Here is a 17,285-nt window from a genome sequence, read left to right on the forward strand (position 1 = left end):
TCCACATGAGCAAATCACTGCAAGACAAGGTCATCATCGTCACCGGCGCAGGCCGCGGGATCGGACGGGAGATCGCGCTGCTTTGCGCTGGCGAGGGCGCCAAGGTCGTCGTCAACGATCCCGGCGTCGCCGCGGACGGCGCCGGCACCAGCGCCGCGCCCGCCGAGGAGGTGGTCGAGGAGATCAAGAAGCGCGGCGGCACCGCCGTCGCAAATTTCGAGTCGGTGGCCGAAGCCATCCCCGCCAGCAAGATCGTGAAGACCGCGACCGATCATTTCGGCCGGCTCGACGGCGTGGTCAACAATGCCGGCATCCTGCGCGACATGATCTTCCACAAGATGAGCGTGGAAGCGTTCGAGGCCGTCATCAAGGTGCATTTGATGGGCTCGTTCTACGTCAGCCACGCCGCGGCGCGGATCTTCCGCGAGCAGGAGAGCGGCTCCTTCGTCCACTTCACCTCGACCTCGGGCCTGATCGGCAACTTTGGACAAGCCAATTACGCCGCCGCCAAGCTCGGCATCGTCGGCTTGTCGAAGTCGATTGCGCTCGACATGGGCCGCTTCAACGTCCGTTCCAACTGCGTCTCGCCGTTCGCCTGGACGCGCATGATCGGCACCATCCCGACCGAGACCGAAGCGGAGAAGGCGCGGGTCGAGAAGATCAAGCAGATGGGGCCGGAGAAGATCGCGCCGGTCTGCGCCTATCTGCTCTCCGACGCCGCCAAGGACGTCTCCGGGCAGATCTTCGGCGCACGCATGAACGAGCTGTTCCTGTTCAGCCAGAACCGTCCGCTGCGCTCGGTACATCGCAGCGAAGGCTGGACGCCGCAATCGATCGCGGAACACGGCATGCCGGCGCTGAAAGGTTCGTTCTACAAGCTCGACCGCTCCGCCGACATCTTCCCTTGGGATCCCGTGTAAGCGAATTCCACCTTTGCTGCATTGCGATCTCCGGTTGTCCAGCCGGGGATCGCCCGCTTTACGCCCGATTGCAGGCGGACAGTTTTCTCCCAAACAAAAGAATGGGAGGCGACTATGACAAACCCACTGACCATCTCCACCGACGTCAATGAGCCTGTTCTCGCGCGCCGCACCCTGCTGAAGGGCGCGGCAGCAGTCGCGGCGACGGGCGTCACCATGACCGCAGCCCTGGGGGCGTCGGTAACGCCCTTGGGCCAGACGGGTGCACCGACAAGATCGACCGCGCCGCTGCCGTTGGGACCACTGCCGGGCAGCCGTTATCCGGACGCCCATTTGGAATCCGCCAAGAAGGGGCCGCCATCGTTTGGGCCCCCCGGCTTTCCCGCCTTTGCCGGCACCATGGCCGTCGAGCGCGTCGCAACGGGCTTCCGCTGGGCCGAGGGGCCAGTATATTTCGCGGCCGGGCGATACCTGCTGTTCAGCGACATTCCGAATAATCGCATCATGCGCTTCTCGGAGGACGACGGCCACGTCAGTGTCTATCGCCAGCCCTCGATGAACTCGAACGGCAACACGATTGATCGCGAAGGACGCCTGATCACGTGCGAGCACAGCGGTCGGCGCGTGACGCGCACCGAACTCGACGGCTCGATCACCATCATCGCCGACAAGTTCAATGGCAAGCGACTGAACTCGCCCAACGATGCGGTCGTGACGGCCGATGGCGCAATCTGGTTCACCGATCCCGCCTACGGCATCGGCGGTTTCTACGAAGGAATCAAGGCCGAGCCCGAGCAGGAGAAGAAGAACGTCTACCGGGTCGATCCGAAGTCCGGAGAGGTCAAGGTCGTCGTCGACGACTTTGTCGAGCCGAACGGGCTTGCCATCTCGCCCGACGAGAAGAAGCTCTACATCTGCGACACCGGCTTCACGGATGGGCCCGACAACCCGTCGCATATCCGCGTGTTCGATCTCGACGTCGCCGGGGCAAAGGTGTCGAACAGCAAGGTGTTCGCAGAGATGCCGAAACCGAGCATCACCGATGGCGTCCGCTGTGACGCCGAAGGACGCGTCTGGTGCTCGGTGGGCTGGGGGGACGCAAACGAAGACGGCGTACGCTGCTACACGCCCTCCGGCGAGTTGCTGGGCAAGATTCATATTCCGGAAACCGTCGCTAATTTGTGCTTCGGCGGTCAGCAGCGAAACAGGCTCTATATTTGTGGCTCGACATCGCTCTATGCCGTCTACACCAGTGTGCAGGGCGCGATGAAGCCGTGAGCGATTAATAGAGTGGCGAGTAGCGAACCGTACGGTTCGCTACTCGCCTCTCAACCCGTATTCCTCAGTCCCGCCGAGATCCCGTTGATCGTCAGCTGAATCCCGCGCAGCACCTGCTCGTCCGGGTTCTGCGCGCGATGTTCTTTCAGCAGCTCGACCTGCACGTGGTTGAGCGGGTCGAGATAGGGGAAGCGGTGACGCACCGAGCGCTCCAGCAGCGGATTGCCTTGCAGCAGCCGGTCCTGGCCCATGATGTCCAAGAGCGTCTCGATGCAGGAATGCCATTCGCGGCGGATGCGGCCGAAGATTTTTTCACGCAGAGCTTCGTCGGGCACGAGTTCGGCATAGCGCGAGGCGATCGCGATCGAGCTTTTCGCCAGCACCATGTCCATGTTCGACAGCAGCATGCGGAAGAACGGCCATTCCTTGTAGAGCTCCTTGAGGAACGGCATGCCCTTGTCGGGATGCTCCGCGATCCACTGCTCGACGGCGCTGCCAAAGCCGTACCAACCGGGCAGCATCAGGCGGCATTGCGCCCAGGAGAACACCCAGGGGATGGCGCGAAGGTCCTCGATCGCGCGAGTCTTTTTGCGCGAGGCCGGGCGGCTGCCGATGTTGAGCGTCGCGATCTCGTTGATGACGGTGGACGCCCAGAAATAATCGACGAAGCCGTCGGTCTCGTAGACGAGGCCCCGGTAGGCCTTGAAGGCGAGACTTGAAAGCTCGTCCATCGCGGTCAGATATTCGCGCCGCGGCGCGCTCTGGCGCGGATGCAACAGGCTCGCCTCCAGAGTCGCGGCGGCAAGTATCTCCAGATTGTTGCGGCCAACTTCGGCGTTGGAGTATTTCGACGAGATGATCTCGCCCTGCTCGGTGATGCGGATCTGGCCGTTCACCGCGCCGCCGGGCTGGGCGATGATGGCATCGTAGCTCGGGCCGCCGCCACGGCCGACCGAACCGCCGCGGCCATGGAACAGGCGCAGGCGCACGCCGTGGCGCTCGAACACGTCGACGAGGCCGATCTCGGCCTTGTAGAGCTCCCAGCCCGAAGTGACGAAGCCGCCGTCCTTGTTCGAGTCGGAATAGCCCAGCATGACCTCCTGCACGCTGCCGCGGCTGTCGACCAGCCGGCGGTAATCATGCAGCGACAGCATGCGGTCCATGATGGTGGAAGACGCCTGCAGATCCTCGATGGTTTCGAACAGCGGCACGATGTTGATGGCGCTGCGCCCGGAGGGATGAACGAGGCCGACCTCCTTGAGCAGCACCGCGACCTCGAGCATGTCGGACATGCTCTTGCACATCGAGATGATGCATTGGGGGATGGCATCCGAGCCGAACTTCGCATGCGCTTCTGCTGCGGCATGGAAGACGTTGAGCTCGCCCATGGTCTCGTCGCTGTACTTGACGAACGGCGACACCAGCGAACGCGTCGAGCGCAGCTCGTTGGTGAGCAGCGAGATGCGGGCGTCCTCGCCGAGCGCAAGATACGACATGCCGGGATTGGCGGCATCCATCAGCTCGGCAATGGTGCGCTCGTGCACCGCCGAGTTCTGGCGGATGTCGAGCCGGGCCAGGTGGAAGCCGAAGCAGTCCACCGCACGGCGCAGCAGCCGCAGCCGGCCGCGGGCGATCACGCCGGCGTTGTTGGAGATCAGCGAGCGGTGCAGCACGTCGAGATCGGCCTTGAACTCCCCGACGCTGTCATACGGCGCACCCTTGCCGACCGGCCGCCGCGTGATCTCGACCTGAAGCATTTCGGCCGTTGCGGTCAGGCGCGCATAGATGCCGGAGACCGCAAGACGATACGGCTCGCCGCTCCGATGCGGCGAGGTATCGGGCGAGCGCTCCGCCAGCGTGCGCAGCTCCTCGGAGACGTCGGCGAGATGCGCCGCGATCGACAATTCCGAGCCGAGCACGTGCAGTTCATTGAGATAGAACTGCATCACCCGGCTCGACTGCAGCCGCAGCGTGCCGCGCATCACGTCGGCGGTGACGAAGGGATTGCCGTCGCGGTCGCCGCCGATCCAGCTGCCCATGCGCAGGAACGAGGCGAGCTCGCCGGCCGCCTGCTCGCCGCCCTCCTCCAGCCGGTCCTCCAGCGTGTTGACCAGCCGCGGCACCTCGCGCAGAAACGTGTAATCGTAGAACGACAAGCCGTTGGCGACCTCGTCGAGCACGGTGAGCTTGGTCCGGCGCAGCAGATTGGTCTGCCACAGCGTCAATACCTCGCGGCGGAGCTGCTCGTCGCTTGCGGCGGCCTCCTCCGCCGTCAGCGCGACGCGCTCGCGACGATCGAGCAGGGCTGCGACTTCCATCTCGCGGTCCATCGTGCTCTTGCGGCGGACCTCGGTCGGATGCGCGGTCAGGACCGGGCTGACCAGCGCGCTCTTGAAGAAGTTGCGCAGGGCATCGGCACCGATGCCCGCAGCCCTCGCATGAGCAAGCGTCTCGGCCAGCACGCCGGAGCCGCCGCCTTTGTTGGCGCGCATCTGACGGATGTTGTTCTGGTCCTCGGCGATGTTGGCGAGGTGGGAGAAATAGCTGAAGGCGCGGACGATCCGCACCGTCTCCGAGGTCGACATGCTGTCGAGGATCTGCTCGAGCTCGCGGCGGGCGAGCCGGTCCTCATCGCGGTGGAAGCGGATCGAGGTCTGCCGGATGCGCTCGACCAGATCGAACAATTCGGCGCCCTCCTGGTCGCGCACGGTGTCACCGAGGATGCGCCCGAGCAGGCGGATATCGTCCCGCAGCCGCGCATCTGCCTCCAGCGCCAGGACATCCTCGGGGCGGTTGGGGCGTTGGTCGGCGGTGTCGGACGATATGGTCTGGAGGGACATGGCTCGCTCCCCTTGTCGAGCTCGCTTGACTGCCCGGCTCAGCCGAGTGTGCAAGTTTTTTGCCGCAGCGCAAGATGAAGTTGGGGGCGGCGCGGCAACATCACCGATCATGGGCGGGAATGCGCCTTGGTGACGGGCGCAGACATACATTCGCGGTCTCGCGGCGGGGGGCGCCCGAGTTTGCTGTCCGTTTCGCCCTCGTCGAGAAAAAAGGGCGCAGGGAAGGCCGGGCGCCGGCTGGCACCCAGGGTCCGCATGCGAAAAACGCACGCGGGGGTGACCACAGGTGATGCCGGAACATCCGGCCTTCCCTGCGCAATGGTTTTACGGCTTATGGCGCGCTCTCCCCGGGGAGCGATGCACTATTGCCCCCGTCGCCTTGCGGATGATCGATGCGCGCACCCGGTCGGGCCGCACATCACCGCAAGCCTTGACGCACAGACCCCGGGCGTCAGGACCACACGCTTTTGCCGTCCGCGGACGTCCCTCCCCGGACATCCGGAAGCTTGCGCGTGCTCGCTCCCGAAGCCGAAAAGAAACGCTGTGACCGCGCCGGGTCGTTCGCGCAGATCGCGATGGCTCACAGGCGTAGCCCGCCCTGCCACCTCGTCACGCGCCGGCGCTGCCGCGTCCATCGCATCCCGGCTCACGTATCGTGAAGATCGCGAAACGCCCTTTTAGCGGGCCGGGATGTCTTGCGGTTTACCCGAATCTGTGAATTCGGTCAGTCAGAATATTTGTCGGTGCCGCTCCTTGACCTGCATGTAGTGTGTTTTGGCGTCGGAAGACCGTGGGCGTAGTAGTCACCATGGGAGCCGAATGTTTCCTCAGCCGACCTCTGCAGGTTCGAATGCCAACCAGAGAGCTTCAACTTCGTGACTCTGTCGTGCAGCCGGGCGAAAGAGCCGTATCTCGATCGGGATTACGGACTTGGCATCGCCGGCCGCGACCAGCGAACCCGCCTTGATGTCGTCTTCGGCCAACGTTCGCGGAAGCCAGGCGACACCGTCTCCGGACCTGACCATCGATAGCAGCGTCGCGGCGAGATGCGACGTGAAGATCTTCTTCAGGTCTCTTTTCGCTAACTGACTTGCAACGATACGGCCCAGCCCTGACTGCGGGCTGTAGGCCAAGTAGGGGATGGTCTCGTCGCTCTGCAGCGACCACCGCGGCTTCCGGCCGGTGCCCGCTGCGCTGAGCGGAAGTAGCGTGTCGGTCCCTACGACAATGCTCTTGAATTGCCTGGTATCGAGCCGGCTGCCCATGCTGCGGTGGTAGTGGCATAACAAGAACGACACGTCGCCCCGGAGCATCATCCGCTCGCACGCCAGCATGCTGTCGGAAACCAGATTAAGATTGCCTAAGGCGAGGATCTTCTCGCTGCTCCGGACCCACTTCGGAAAGAACGTGAACGACAATACATGCGTCGCCGCGATCGACAGCGGTCCCACGCCCCGGCCGGCCACTTCGAGGGTCTGGCGGCGCAGTTGGTGAAGCGCTCTGGTCAGGATCTCTGCCTGGCCGTGGAAATGCTCCCCGGCGGGCGTGAGCGTCACGCTGTGCGTCGTGCGAACGAATAGCGGCGCCCCCACCCAGTCCTCCAATGCCCGGATACGCCGGCTGAAGGCCGGCTGGGTGACGTGACGGGCTTCGGCCGCCTTGGAGAAGCTCAAGGTCTCGGAGAGAGCCAGATAGTCCTCAAACCAGATCAGCTCCATCGGTAATGCCAAATCGGCATAACTATTCTCGGCAACAGCATTAGCCTTCTCCCCGCCTGAAGCCTACGGATCACTGCAGGCTATACAACACCGCAGCAGGACGGAAGTCGTTCCGGACATCGGAGCGGCCCTTTCCAGACAGCTATAGAGGCCGATCCACGGCCCGGCACAGCGCGGCCATCAGGGGAGAAAATATTGAGAAAAGCGTCATCATTCGGACTTTTGAGCGAACTGTATGTGCAGGTCCTCCTTGCCATCCTGCTCGGCGGTTTGGTGGGCTATCTCTGGCCTCAGGTCGGGACGAGCCTTCAGCCGCTCGCCGACGGCTTCATCAAACTGATCAAGATGCTGCTGTCGCCGATCATCTTCGGTACGGTCGTCGTCGGCATAGCCAAGATGAGCGACATCAGGGAAGTCGGCCGGATCGGTGTCAAGTCGCTGATCTACTTCGAGGTCGTCTCGACACTGGCCTTGGTGATCGGCCTGGTCGTCGTCAACGTGATCAAGCCAGGCGTTGGCATGAACATCGACGCCAGCCACATCGATGCGGGATCGATCTCGGCCTACGTAAAGGCCGCTGACGGCAACCACGGTTTCGTGCAGTTCCTACTCGACATCATCCCGACCACGATCGTGGAGGCCTTCGCCAAGGGAATGATGCTGCAGGTCATCCTGGTTTCGGTGCTGATCGGCATCGCCATGGTTCAACTCGGCGATTACGGCAAGCCGCTGGTGAACGTGATCGACATCCTGCTGCACGCCCTGTTCCGGATCGTGGCCATTGTGATGCGCCTCGCCCCGCTAGGAGCCGGGGCTGGGGTCGCGTTCACGATCGGGAAGTACGGGATCGCGACGCTCTGGTCGCTCGGCTATCTGATGCTCGGTGTCTACGTCACCACCATTCTCTTCGTCGTCGTGGTGCTCGGCGGCATCGCGACGTGGGCCGGTTTTTCGCTGCCGCAATTCTTCCGTTACTTCAAGGACGAGATCCTCATCGTCCTGGGCACCTGCTCGACCGAAGCGGTGATGCCGCAGATGCTGGTCAAACTCGAACGGCTCGGTTGCGACAAGACCGTCGTCGGCATGGTGCTGCCCACGGGCTACACGTTCAATGCCGACGGAACGTCGATCTACCTTTCCATGGCCGCCATCTTCGTAGCCCAGGCGACGAACACCGATCTTTCCTTCGGCGACCAGATTGTTCTGCTGGGCGTACTTCTCCTGACGTCGAAGGGATCCGCTGGCGTCGCTGGCGCGGGATTCGTGACGCTCGCCGCGACCCTCTCTTCGATCCACACCGTTCCCGTAGCCGGGCTCGTTCTACTGCTCGGCGTCGATCGCTTCATGAACGAAGCCCGCGCCGTGACCAACCTGATCGGCAACGGGATCGCGACGATCGCGATCGCCAAGTGGGACGGCGCCTTTGACCAGAAGCAGGCAGCGGAGGCCATGCGCCTTCATGGCAAGGAGCCCATCACAGGCGAATACGAACTTCCCGAGACAACCCACTAACCCGAGTCAGCAACTCAAAACGGAGAATGCCGATGCGTATCGTAGATGTCGTCGAGGCGACCAAGCCAATCTCGTCACCGATCCGGAATGCCTACATCGATTTCTCGAAGATGACGTCCAGCCTCGTAGCCGTCGTAACCGACGTCGTCCGCGACGGGCGGCGAGTGATCGGCTACGGCTTCAATTCGAACGGCCGCTACGGTCAGGGCGGACTGATCCGGGAGCGCTTTCGCGACCGCATTCTGGAAGCCCAACCCGTCAGCCTGCTGAACGACGACGGTACCAATCTCGATCCGCATCGCATCTGGGCGAAGATGATGTCGAACGAGAAGCCCGGCGGTCACGGCGAGCGTTCCGTGGCCGTCGGAACGCTCGATATGGCAATCTGGGATGCGACCGCAAAAATCGTCGGCAAGCCACTTTTCCGCCTGCTGGCCGAAATGAAGGGCAAGGAGGCCAACCCGCGGGTCTTCGTCTACGCTGCCGGCGGCTACTACTATCCCGGCAAGGACAACTCCGCATTGCAGGCAGAAATGCGCGGCTATCTAGACCGCGGCTACAACGTCGTGAAGATGAAGATCGGTGGCGCGTCGATCGACGAGGACCGCGGCCGCATCGAGGCCGTGCTCAAGGAAATCGGGTCGCAGGCCAAGCTCGCCGTCGATGCCAACGGCCGCTTCGATCTCGAGACCGGCATCGCCTATGCCAAAATGCTGCGCCAGTACCCGCTGTTCTGGTATGAGGAGATTGGCGATCCGCTCGACTACGCCCTCCAGGCCGCCGTCGCCGAATTCTATCCCGCTCCGATGGCCACGGGCGAGAATCTGTTTTCGCATCAAGACGCTCGCAACCTGCTCCGCTACGGCGGCATGCGCCCGGACCGCGACTGGCTGCAGTTCGACTGTGCCTTGTCATACGGTCTCGTCGAGTATCTCCGGACCCTGGACGTCCTAGCCCAACACGGTTGGTCGCCGTCGCGCTGCATCCCGCACGGTGGTCACCAGATGTCGTTGAACATCGCCGCCGGTCTAGGGCTCGGCGGCAACGAGAGCTACCCGGACCTCTTCCAGCCCTACGGTGGATTCCCGGATTCGGTCCGGGTTCAGGACGGTCACATCGTCATGCCGGACATTCCGGGCATCGGCTTCGAGGGCAAGTCGGATCTCATCAAGGTCATGCGCGAACTGGCGGAATAGGCCGGCTGCAAAGAGTTGCTCCGGATTGATTGCGGCGCCCTTACCGCCCATCGCGGTGACCCTGTTGCTGTAGAGTTTGTTCCTCGTCGTCTTCCCGTCAAATCATGCTCGCCATGCCGAGCGCGCGAAGGAGGTCGTTCTGAATCGGGGCGACGGCCTCGTTCAGCCGCTGGACACCGAAATCCATGCTTTCGGGCATCACGACCGTCCGCAGAGGCCGCCGTTCCGTGGCCTCGACCAGATGCACGATCGCATTCGCGACGCGCTGGGGCTGTGGCGGATTCTGCGGATCGTTTCCATCGTTGGAGTGCTGCTTGATCTGACCCGGGATCGCCGCGACATCGCCATAGGTTTTCAGCACGACGTGGTCGGAGGGTTCGGGGCTGGATGGAAGAAGGTTGCTCGGGAACGGGCCTGGCTCGACGATGACCGAATCCACGCCGAAGCTCGAAAGCTCATAGCGGTAGGCTTCCGCGAGGGCTTCGAGCGCGAACTTGCTGGCGGAATAGACACCGAAGAACGGGAAGACCACCCGACCCATGAGCGACGTGACATGGATGAGGACGCCGCTGCCGGCGGCCCGCATGTGCGGCAGAACGGCGCGATCGGTGCGAACGGCGCCGAAGAAGTTCACGGCGAACTGCGCTTCGATATCCTTGACCGTATAGGCTTCCGTGACGCCCACGGGCATCATTCCCGCGTTGTTGACCAGGGCATCGACCCTGCCGTGCTGCCGGACGACATCCGCGATCGCGGCGTTGACGGATTGCTCGTCGGCAACGTCCATCTCCAGGACCTGGAGCGCACGCCCTTCGGCCTTTGCCGCTTCGACAAGCTCGTCGCGAACACGGCTATTTCTTCCTGCGACGTCGCGCATGGCAGCAACCACCGTGTGACCCCGCCTTGCGAGCTCCGAGGCGGTGAGTTTCCCAAAACCACTGCTCGCACCCGTCACAACCACAACTTTTCCGCTCATCTCACGATCTTTCTCGCATCCAAGGCACGACGAAAGTATAGACAGACCTGTATGTCTTTGCAATCCTTAAATTGACAGAATAGTCTGTCCAGTGACGCAAACGGCTCGGTTAAGGACGATCGATGGGCACGCTGCTTGATTTCGTGGACGTGGATATTCAACCGCTCGATGCGCTCGCCCCGCGCGAGCGCATTTTGAAGACGGCGTCAGACCTGTTTTACCGGTTCAGCATCAACTCTGTCGGAATCGACCGGATCATCGCCGAAAGCGGCGTGGCCAAGATGACGTTCTACAAGCACTTTCCCTCGAAGGCCGACCTCATCGCCACCTACCTGCGCTACAAGAGCGCCGTCTGGTTTCAGATGCTTTCGACCTCCACCGAGCGAGCCGGTCTCACGCCAGTGGAGCGCGTTCTCGCTGTTTTCGACGCACTCGAACAACCGCTCCTTGCGCCCTCATTCCGCGGCTGTCCGTTCGCGAAAGGAATGGCCGAATTCGGCCCGGAGGCAAACTCCCCGGGCGTAGAGGCGACCATCGCAGCGTATTTTACAAAGTTGCACGACTTCGTAGCGTCACTCATTGAGCCCTTGGCACTGAGCAAACCCGAAAGGGCCGTGATCCAGATCCTGTCGCTGTTCGAAGGCTCGCTCGTGATCGCACAGTCAACGCGTGATTCCGCCATCGTCCAGGCTAACCGCGAGGCAGCCAGAGTGTTGCTGGAAAACGGGATCGCCTCGTCGTCCTGATCCGTAGCCCTTGCGAAACCCATCATGCTTCGTCATCGGCGGACGGCTTGATGGGTTTCGCTGGCGCTCTACTCATCCCACGCGCTCAAGCTAAGCGCCGTCTGAATGCGCTTGGTACAGCCAAAATTTGCCATCTTGGTACTGGTTTCATGACCAGGCGCGACGCATCTAGCTGCTAGTACCGCGACCGAAGCGAACCCGATCGGCAGTCTCAATACGAGCCGGTCAATGCAGACAGCGCAGATCGCGGACACTTCCACACCGCCCGGCAGTTTGTAGATAGCCTTTGTGCTTACGCTGCCAGCAACAGTTGCATCAAGAGACAATGACCGAGGAGGTAATCCCATGAAGGCGATCGTTGTAACGGAACGGGCCGCGGGAACGGCCGGGATGAAGCTGGTGGACCGGCCCGAGCCGCAGGCATCGATAAATGACGTCATTGTTCGGGTTCATGCGTCGGGATTTGTTCCGACCGAGTTGACGTGGCCCTCGACCTGGACAGATCGCCTCGAGCGTGACCGAACGCCGTCGATCCCTGGGCATGAGTTGGCTGGAGTGGTTACCGCTCTCGGATATGGCACTACGGGGTTGTCGGTAGGACAGCGGGTGTTTGGCCTCGCGGACTGGTATCGCGACGGCACGCTTGCCGAGTATGTGGCGATCGAGGCACGCAATCTCGCGCCGCTCCCGGGCGACGTCGACTTCACGGTGGGCGCAAGCCTGCCGGTCTCGGGCCTAACCGCGTGGCAAGGGCTGTTCCAGCATGGCCGTCTCCAGGCGGGGCAGAGCGTCCTCGCACACGGCGCGGCCGGCGCAGTCGGGTCGATGGTGACGCAACTCGCACGAGAGGCCGGCGCCTACGTCATCGGCTCTGGGCGCGCCGCCGACCGTCAGACAGTGCTCGACTTCGGCGCGAAGGAGTTCGTCGACCTCGACAACGATGCCCTGGAAGACATCGGCAAAGTCGACCTGGTGTTCGATGTCATCGGCGGTGACATCCAGAAGCGGTCCGCAGGATTGATTGGAGTCGGAGGAACACTGGTCACCATCGTCGGGCCCGCAGAGGCGCGACCCTCCGACGGCCTGGCGGTCGACTTTGTCGTCGAGGCCGATCGTGCCAACTGAGTGAGATCGTCCAGCGGGTGCGGGACGGACGATTGCGGACAAACATCGGCAACATCTCGATCTTCGACGATGCGGTCACCGCCTTAAACCCGACCAGGCGACGCAAGGGGAATACGATCATTCGCGTTCGTCCCTGAGGGAGCATGCCCATTAATGCACGCAGCGTGCAGGATGGGCTGAGCCCTTGCGAAACCCATCATGTTTCGTCATTGGCGGACGGTTTGATAGGTTTCGCTGACGCTCCACCCATCCTACTAGATTAGTTGGTCCTCAAGCTCCCGGATGTGCTTCGCGGTCCGCATTAAACGTGATCACCACTCCGATCTCGGGACAATAGTGACGCTTACCAGTGGTGATGGTGCCGCCAGCCATAGTGATGGCCTCGGCCTCTGCCCCAGCCGTAATGATGACCACGGCCGCCGCGATGACCCCAGCCGTGGCCACCGCCATGTCCGTGGCCGCCCTTGACCTCGATGGTGTCAGTCTGAGACGCGCCCAGTGCGTCCGGCTTGGCAACGGGCATCGCCGAAGCAGAGGGTGAGGGTATTAGAGCAACTGACCCCGCCACAAAGCCGATCAAACAAAGCCACTTCATGCAATCGCCTCCCGATAAGAATGAACCAAGGGCCAGCCGCGGCACATTGCGGCCGCGTTCGCGCCCGCTCGTCAACAATGAAGGCGGGAAAAAGTTGCAATGAAACGTGACGCATTGCGGTTTCGCTGGCGCTCTACCCATCCCACGACCCGAGCAAGCGCCTCGTCCTTCGAGACGACCGCTTCGCGGTCTCCTCAGGATAAGGCTGAGCTGCGTCGGGATTTGTTGCAGGTGCAGCCACGTGTTCCGCCCTCATCCTGAGGGCCCGCCAACGGCGGGCGTCTCGAAGGATGTGCCGCGGGGACGCTTACGACTCCCCTAGGCCGGCACGATCACCTTGCCGATCGGCCAGAGCGCGATGCCCGCGAGCTTGAGGTGGGCCCAAGCGAAGGGAATGCCGATGATGGTGATCGCGAGGGCCAGGGCGGTGAGGAGGTGGCCGAGCGCCAGCCACCAGCCGGCCAGCACGAACCAGATGATGTTGCCGATCACCCCGAGCGGGCCGGTGCCGATATCTTCGACACCGGTGACCTCATAGCGGTTGACCGCCCGCGAGCCGAACGGCATCAGCGTGTAGACCGCAATGTTGAACGCGGCCCGCGCCCAGGGCAGGCCGACGATGGTGATCGCCATGATGACCGCGGCGACCAGCCAGCCGAGCGCCATCCAGGCGCCGCCGATGAGAATCCAGAGCAGGTTGAGCAGGATGGAAACGGGAGCCATGGGATGATCCGCGAGACGATGATCCCGTCTATATAGGCTCGGAATCCGTCCCTGCCAGGATGGTATCGACGCACGCAAAGCGTAGATCGACCGCTAGATCTTCCGCCCCACCTGCTCCCAATAGGGATCGCGCAGGCGGCGCTTGAAGATCTTGCCGGAATCTTCGCGCGGCAGCCCGGTGCGGATCTCGATGTGTTTTGGCACCTTGTAGTCGGCGAGCGACGCCTTCAGCCCCGCGCGGATATCGCCGGCGTTGAGCGCGATGCCCGGCTGTGGCTCGACCACGGCCATCAGCGCTTCTCCGAACTCGGCATCGGGGATACCGAACACCGCGCAATCATGCACGCCGGGCACCGCGTGCAGCACCGACTCGATCTCGGCCGGGTAAATGTTGACGCCGCCCGAGATCACCATGTCGCGCTTGCGGTCGCAGATGAAGACGTAACCCTCTTCGTCGATATAGCCGACGTCACCCGAGGTGATGAAGCCGTCGCGATCGATCTCGGCGCGCTTCTCCGGCTTGTTGTGGTAGGTGAAATCGGCCATCCCGGCCATGCGCGAATAGATCTCGCCGATCTCGCCTACGCCCAGCACGCGTCCGTCATCGCCGATGAAGCGCAGCTCGGCGCCGGGCGATATTTTGCCGACGGTGCCGGGCTTCCTCAGCGCGTCGTCGGAGGTCGCGAAGGTGACGGCGCTGGATTCGGTCGAGCCGTAGAATTCATAGATCACCGGCCCCCACCATTCGATCATGGCGCGCTTGACGTCCGCCGGACAGGGTGCTGCGGCATGGATGATATGGCGGAGCGAGGAGGCGTCGTATTGCTTGCGCACCTCCTCCGGCAGCTTCATCAGGCGGATGAACATGGTCGGCACCATGAAGATGGTGTCGATCTTGTAGCGCTCGATCAGCTCGAGAAATTCCTCGGGCTCGAAGCGGGGCATCAGCACCAGTGCGCCGCCGAGTTTTCCCGCGCGAATGCCGAACGAGTTCGGCGCGGAGTGATAGAGCGGGCCCGGCAGGATCGTGCGGGCGCCGGGCTTGAGCCCGTAGATCATCGCGCGCATGCGCTCGCCGGCAGCCGCCTGCTCCGGCGTCGGCGCGTTGCGCCGTACGCCCTTGGGGTGGCCTGTCGTGCCCGAGGTGTAGATCATGTTCATGGGCTGCGGCACGACCGGGCCGTCATAGGGCTGGTGCTGCGCGAGCCAGGATTCGAAATCGATCGCGAAGTCCGGCGTCTTCAGATGATCGGGATCGATCTTGTAGCTGGACAGGATCTCCGGCGGCGTCGGCACGCTGAGCACGGTGACGCCTTTCGGGATCGCGTCGCGCAGACTATGCAGCATGTCGGCATGGCCAATCAGCACGGACGTGCCGGTGTCGTTCAGGATGTAATTGATCTCCTCCGGCTTGAAGTGCCAGTTGATCGGCACGCCATAGGCGCCCAGCCGCATCGCTGCATAGGCAGCTTCGATGAAGGCGATATCGTTACGCATCAGCATGCAGACGCAATCGCCCTGCCCGACGCCGATCTGGCTGAGGCCGGCGGCGATGCGGTCGGCACGATCAGCGACCTCGGCATGGGAGCGGCTGCGCCCGCCGGAGACGATGCCGAGGAAATTTGAGGTTTCGCTCATTGTTGTTTTTCTTTGTTGTTTAGCGACGATGTCCGTTACTCGTCATCACCGGGCTTGTCCCGGTGATCCACGTTCTTGCGTTGTCGCCTTGGGCCAAGAACGTGGATGGCCGGGACAAGCCCGGCCATGACGGAGAAAGTCGCTAATCCGCAAACTTGGGCGCGCGCTTCTCCAGATTGGCACGCACCGCCTCGGTCTGGTTCGCGCTGCCGATCAACTTCTGCTGCTCGACGGATTCGGCGAGTAGCGCGGGGCCCGGATCGACCGAGAGATTGTTGAGCATGCGTTTCGCGGCGCGGATCGCATCGGGGCTTTTTCCCGCGATCTCGCGCGCGACGTCGAGCGCGGCAGCGCGCGGGTCGTCGCAGATGCGCGTGGCGAGACCGTAAGCCATCGCCTCCTGCGCGGAGAAGATGCGGCCGGTGTAGGTGAGATCGCGCAAGATGTCATCGCGCACGAGCGAGGCCAGGATCGGCGTGCCCGCCATGTCGGGCACCAAGCCCCATTTTATTTCCATCACCGACATCCGCGCATCCGGGGTGAGGAAGCGCATGTCGGCGCCGAGCGCGAGCTGGAAGCCGCCGCCGAAGGCGACGCCCTGGATTGCCGCGATCACGGGGACCGGAAGCTGGCGCCAGCCCCACACCGCCTGTTGCGCGAAATTCGCCTGGCCGTGCGTGCGCTTGGTGAGGTCGCGATTTTCGCCACCCGGAATTCCGTTGCCGCCCTTCTCTTTCATGGCGGCAAAACGCCCCATGTCGAGACCGGCGCAGAACGCGCGGCCCTCGCCGGACAGCACGACGGCGCGCACACCTTTTTCCTTCGAAAGCCGATCGGTTGCAGCGACAAGGGCCTCGAACATGGCCTGATCCAGCGCATTCATCTTGTCCGCGCGCACCAGGCGCACGTCGGCGACGCCTTCCGAGATCGAGATCGAGACGCGCTCTTCCATGGATGATTCTCCCCTGGTTCCCGGCTGTTCTTGTTCGGTGCCGCTTTACAGGACGACGGCGGCCGGATTTAGTCAATCGATCAATTAACCGACAATCACTGTGGGGGAAACAGCCATGTTCAAGGAAAATCTTCTGGCGGGACGGCGCATCCTCGTGACCGGCGGCGGCACCGGGCTCGGCAAGTCGATGGCGGCGCGCTTTCTCCAACTCGGCGCCGAAGTGCACATCTGCGGCCGGCGCAAGATCGTCTGCGACGAGACCGCGACCGAGCTGATGGCCGAGTATGGCGGCCGCGTCACGAGCCACGGCGTCGATATCCGCAACGCGCTCGCGGTCGAGGAGATGATCGAAACCATCTTTCGCGACGGCCCCCTCACCGACCTCATCAACAACGCCGCCGGGAATTTCATCTCGCGCAGCGAGGAGCTGTCGCCTCGCGGCTTCGACGCGGTCGCCAACATTGTCATGCACGGTACGTTCTACGTGACGCATGCGGTCGGCAAGCGCTGGATCGCGTTGAAGCAGCCCGGCAACGTGTCTCGATCACAACGACCTGGGTGCGCAACGGCTCGCCTTACGTGGTGCCGTCGGCGATGAGCAAGTCCGCGATCCACGCCATGACGATGTCGCTCGCCACCGAATGGGGCCGCTACGGTATCCGGCTGAACACGATCGCGCCGGGTGAGATCCCGACCGAGGGCATGAGCAAGCGCATCAAACCCGGCGATGAAGCCGGCGCGCGCACCAAGGCGATGAACCCGATGGGCCGCGTCGGCACCATGGAGGAATTGCAGAACGTCGCCGTGTTCCTGATCTCCGGCGGCTGCGACTGGATCTCCGGCGAGACCATCGCCATGGACGGCGCGCAGGCGCTCGCGATGGGCGGCAATTTCTACCAGCTCCGCGACTGGAGCGACGACGACTGGAAAACCGCGCGCGAGAGCATCATGGCGCAGAACGAGAAGGATCGTGCGAAGCGGGGGTAATTGCTGTCGTCCCGGCGAAGGCCGGGACCCATACACACCAGATCTTGTCTGGCGAAGATTGGTCATGGCCAGTCTTCGC

12 protein-coding genes and 2 pseudogenes are annotated in these 17,285 nt (G+C 63.0%); 7 read left to right on the top strand and 7 right to left on the bottom strand.

Annotation, left to right across the window (positions count from 1 at the left end; translation table 11 throughout):
• Positions 1 to 5 precede the first annotated feature (5 nt).
• Entirely contained in the window at positions 6 to 920 is a 915-nt protein-coding gene (locus tag IVB40_RS25330; protein ID WP_247288650.1) for an SDR family oxidoreductase, read from the top strand.
• Between the two features lie 114 nt (positions 921 to 1,034).
• On the top strand, positions 1,035 to 2,198 hold the full coding sequence (locus IVB40_RS25335; protein WP_247288649.1) for an SMP-30/gluconolactonase/LRE family protein: 1,164 nt from the start codon (positions 1,035 to 1,037) through the stop codon (positions 2,196 to 2,198).
• A gap of 50 nt (positions 2,199 to 2,248) precedes the next feature.
• Here the strand turns inward: IVB40_RS25335 and ppc are convergent, their stop codons facing one another.
• On the bottom strand, positions 2,249 to 5,038 hold the full coding sequence (gene ppc / locus IVB40_RS25340; protein ID WP_247816657.1) for a phosphoenolpyruvate carboxylase: 2,790 nt from the start codon (positions 5,036 to 5,038) through the stop codon (positions 2,249 to 2,251).
• A gap of 827 nt (positions 5,039 to 5,865) precedes the next feature.
• Complete coding sequence (locus tag IVB40_RS25345) at positions 5,866 to 6,756, bottom strand: LysR family transcriptional regulator (RefSeq protein WP_027568969.1); 891 nt, start codon at positions 6,754 to 6,756, stop codon at positions 5,866 to 5,868.
• Between the two features lie 222 nt (positions 6,757 to 6,978).
• Here IVB40_RS25345 and dctA point away from each other — a divergent pair, with 222 nt between their 5' ends.
• Together dctA and IVB40_RS25355 are read left to right on the top strand one after the other, a co-directional pair.
• Positions 6,979 to 8,268: a C4-dicarboxylate transporter DctA gene (dctA, locus tag IVB40_RS25350; RefSeq protein WP_256468230.1), complete on the top strand. Its 1,290-nt coding sequence runs from the start codon at positions 6,979 to 6,981 to the stop codon at positions 8,266 to 8,268.
• Between the two features lie 32 nt (positions 8,269 to 8,300).
• Entirely contained in the window at positions 8,301 to 9,464 is a 1,164-nt protein-coding gene (locus IVB40_RS25355; protein WP_275992805.1) for a mandelate racemase/muconate lactonizing enzyme family protein, read from the top strand.
• 97 nt (positions 9,465 to 9,561) lie between these two features.
• Here IVB40_RS25355 and IVB40_RS25360 read toward each other — a convergent pair whose 3' ends face one another.
• Complete coding sequence (locus IVB40_RS25360) at positions 9,562 to 10,440, bottom strand: SDR family oxidoreductase (RefSeq protein ID WP_247816659.1); 879 nt, start codon at positions 10,438 to 10,440, stop codon at positions 9,562 to 9,564.
• Between the two features lie 122 nt (positions 10,441 to 10,562).
• Between IVB40_RS25360 and IVB40_RS25365 the strand changes: the two genes are divergently transcribed.
• Both IVB40_RS25365 and IVB40_RS25370 read left to right on the top strand, forming a co-directional pair.
• Entirely contained in the window at positions 10,563 to 11,186 is a 624-nt protein-coding gene (locus tag IVB40_RS25365) for a TetR/AcrR family transcriptional regulator (protein ID WP_247816660.1), read from the top strand.
• A gap of 345 nt (positions 11,187 to 11,531) precedes the next feature.
• Positions 11,532 to 12,448: pseudogene (locus IVB40_RS25370) on the top strand (NADP-dependent oxidoreductase).
• A 133-nt stretch (positions 12,449 to 12,581) separates the two neighbouring features.
• Here IVB40_RS25370 and IVB40_RS25375 read toward each other — a convergent pair.
• The 4 genes from IVB40_RS25375 to IVB40_RS25390 all read right to left on the bottom strand — a co-directional run bounded on the left by IVB40_RS25375 (position 12,582) and on the right by IVB40_RS25390 (position 16,219).
• Positions 12,582 to 12,761, bottom strand: a complete 180-nt coding sequence (locus IVB40_RS25375; RefSeq protein ID WP_027568964.1) for a hypothetical protein — start codon at positions 12,759 to 12,761, stop codon at positions 12,582 to 12,584.
• Positions 12,762 to 13,224: 463 nt separating this feature from the next.
• On the bottom strand, positions 13,225 to 13,629 hold the full coding sequence (locus IVB40_RS25380) for a YccF domain-containing protein (RefSeq protein ID WP_027568963.1): 405 nt from the start codon (positions 13,627 to 13,629) through the stop codon (positions 13,225 to 13,227).
• A gap of 93 nt (positions 13,630 to 13,722) precedes the next feature.
• Positions 13,723 to 15,267 carry an acyl-CoA synthetase gene (locus IVB40_RS25385; protein ID WP_247816661.1) on the bottom strand — a complete coding sequence of 515 codons (1,545 nt, stop codon included), beginning with the start codon at positions 15,265 to 15,267 and terminating at the stop codon, positions 13,723 to 13,725.
• Positions 15,268 to 15,409: 142 nt separating this feature from the next.
• Positions 15,410 to 16,219: a crotonase/enoyl-CoA hydratase family protein gene (locus tag IVB40_RS25390; RefSeq protein ID WP_247288634.1), complete on the bottom strand. Its 810-nt coding sequence runs from the start codon at positions 16,217 to 16,219 to the stop codon at positions 15,410 to 15,412.
• A 115-nt stretch (positions 16,220 to 16,334) separates the two neighbouring features.
• Between IVB40_RS25390 and IVB40_RS25395 the strand changes: the two are divergent.
• Positions 16,335 to 17,206: pseudogene (locus IVB40_RS25395) on the top strand (SDR family oxidoreductase).
• Positions 17,207 to 17,285 lie beyond the last annotated feature (79 nt).

Origin of the sequence: Bradyrhizobium sp. 40, from assembly GCF_023100925.1 — a bacterium.
Taxonomy (GTDB): Bacteria; Pseudomonadota; Alphaproteobacteria; order Rhizobiales; family Xanthobacteraceae; genus Bradyrhizobium.

What these genes read in the sequence shown, in the direction of transcription:
- IVB40_RS25335 (WP_247288649.1), top strand. Translation starts at nt 1,035, where the DNA reads ATGACAAACCCACTGACCATCTCCACCGACGTCAATGAGCCTGTTCTC.
- IVB40_RS25355 (WP_275992805.1), top strand. Translation starts at nt 8,301, where the DNA reads ATGCGTATCGTAGATGTCGTCGAGGCGACCAAGCCAATCTCGTCACCG.
- IVB40_RS25375 (WP_027568964.1), bottom strand. Translation starts at nt 12,761, where the DNA reads ATGGCGGTGGCCACGGCTGGGGTCATCGCGGCGGCCGTGGTCATCATT.
- IVB40_RS25345 (WP_027568969.1), bottom strand. Translation starts at nt 6,756, where the DNA reads ATGGAGCTGATCTGGTTTGAGGACTATCTGGCTCTCTCCGAGACCTTG.
- IVB40_RS25390 (WP_247288634.1), bottom strand. Translation starts at nt 16,219, where the DNA reads ATGGAAGAGCGCGTCTCGATCTCGATCTCGGAAGGCGTCGCCGACGTG.
- IVB40_RS25385 (WP_247816661.1), bottom strand. Translation starts at nt 15,267, where the DNA reads ATGAGCGAAACCTCAAATTTCCTCGGCATCGTCTCCGGCGGGCGCAGC.
- IVB40_RS25365 (WP_247816660.1), top strand. Translation starts at nt 10,563, where the DNA reads ATGGGCACGCTGCTTGATTTCGTGGACGTGGATATTCAACCGCTCGAT.
- IVB40_RS25360 (WP_247816659.1), bottom strand. Translation starts at nt 10,440, where the DNA reads ATGAGCGGAAAAGTTGTGGTTGTGACGGGTGCGAGCAGTGGTTTTGGG.
- IVB40_RS25330 (WP_247288650.1), top strand. Translation starts at nt 6, where the DNA reads ATGAGCAAATCACTGCAAGACAAGGTCATCATCGTCACCGGCGCAGGC.
- IVB40_RS25380 (WP_027568963.1), bottom strand. Translation starts at nt 13,629, where the DNA reads ATGGCTCCCGTTTCCATCCTGCTCAACCTGCTCTGGATTCTCATCGGC.
- ppc (WP_247816657.1), bottom strand. Translation starts at nt 5,038, where the DNA reads ATGTCCCTCCAGACCATATCGTCCGACACCGCCGACCAACGCCCCAAC.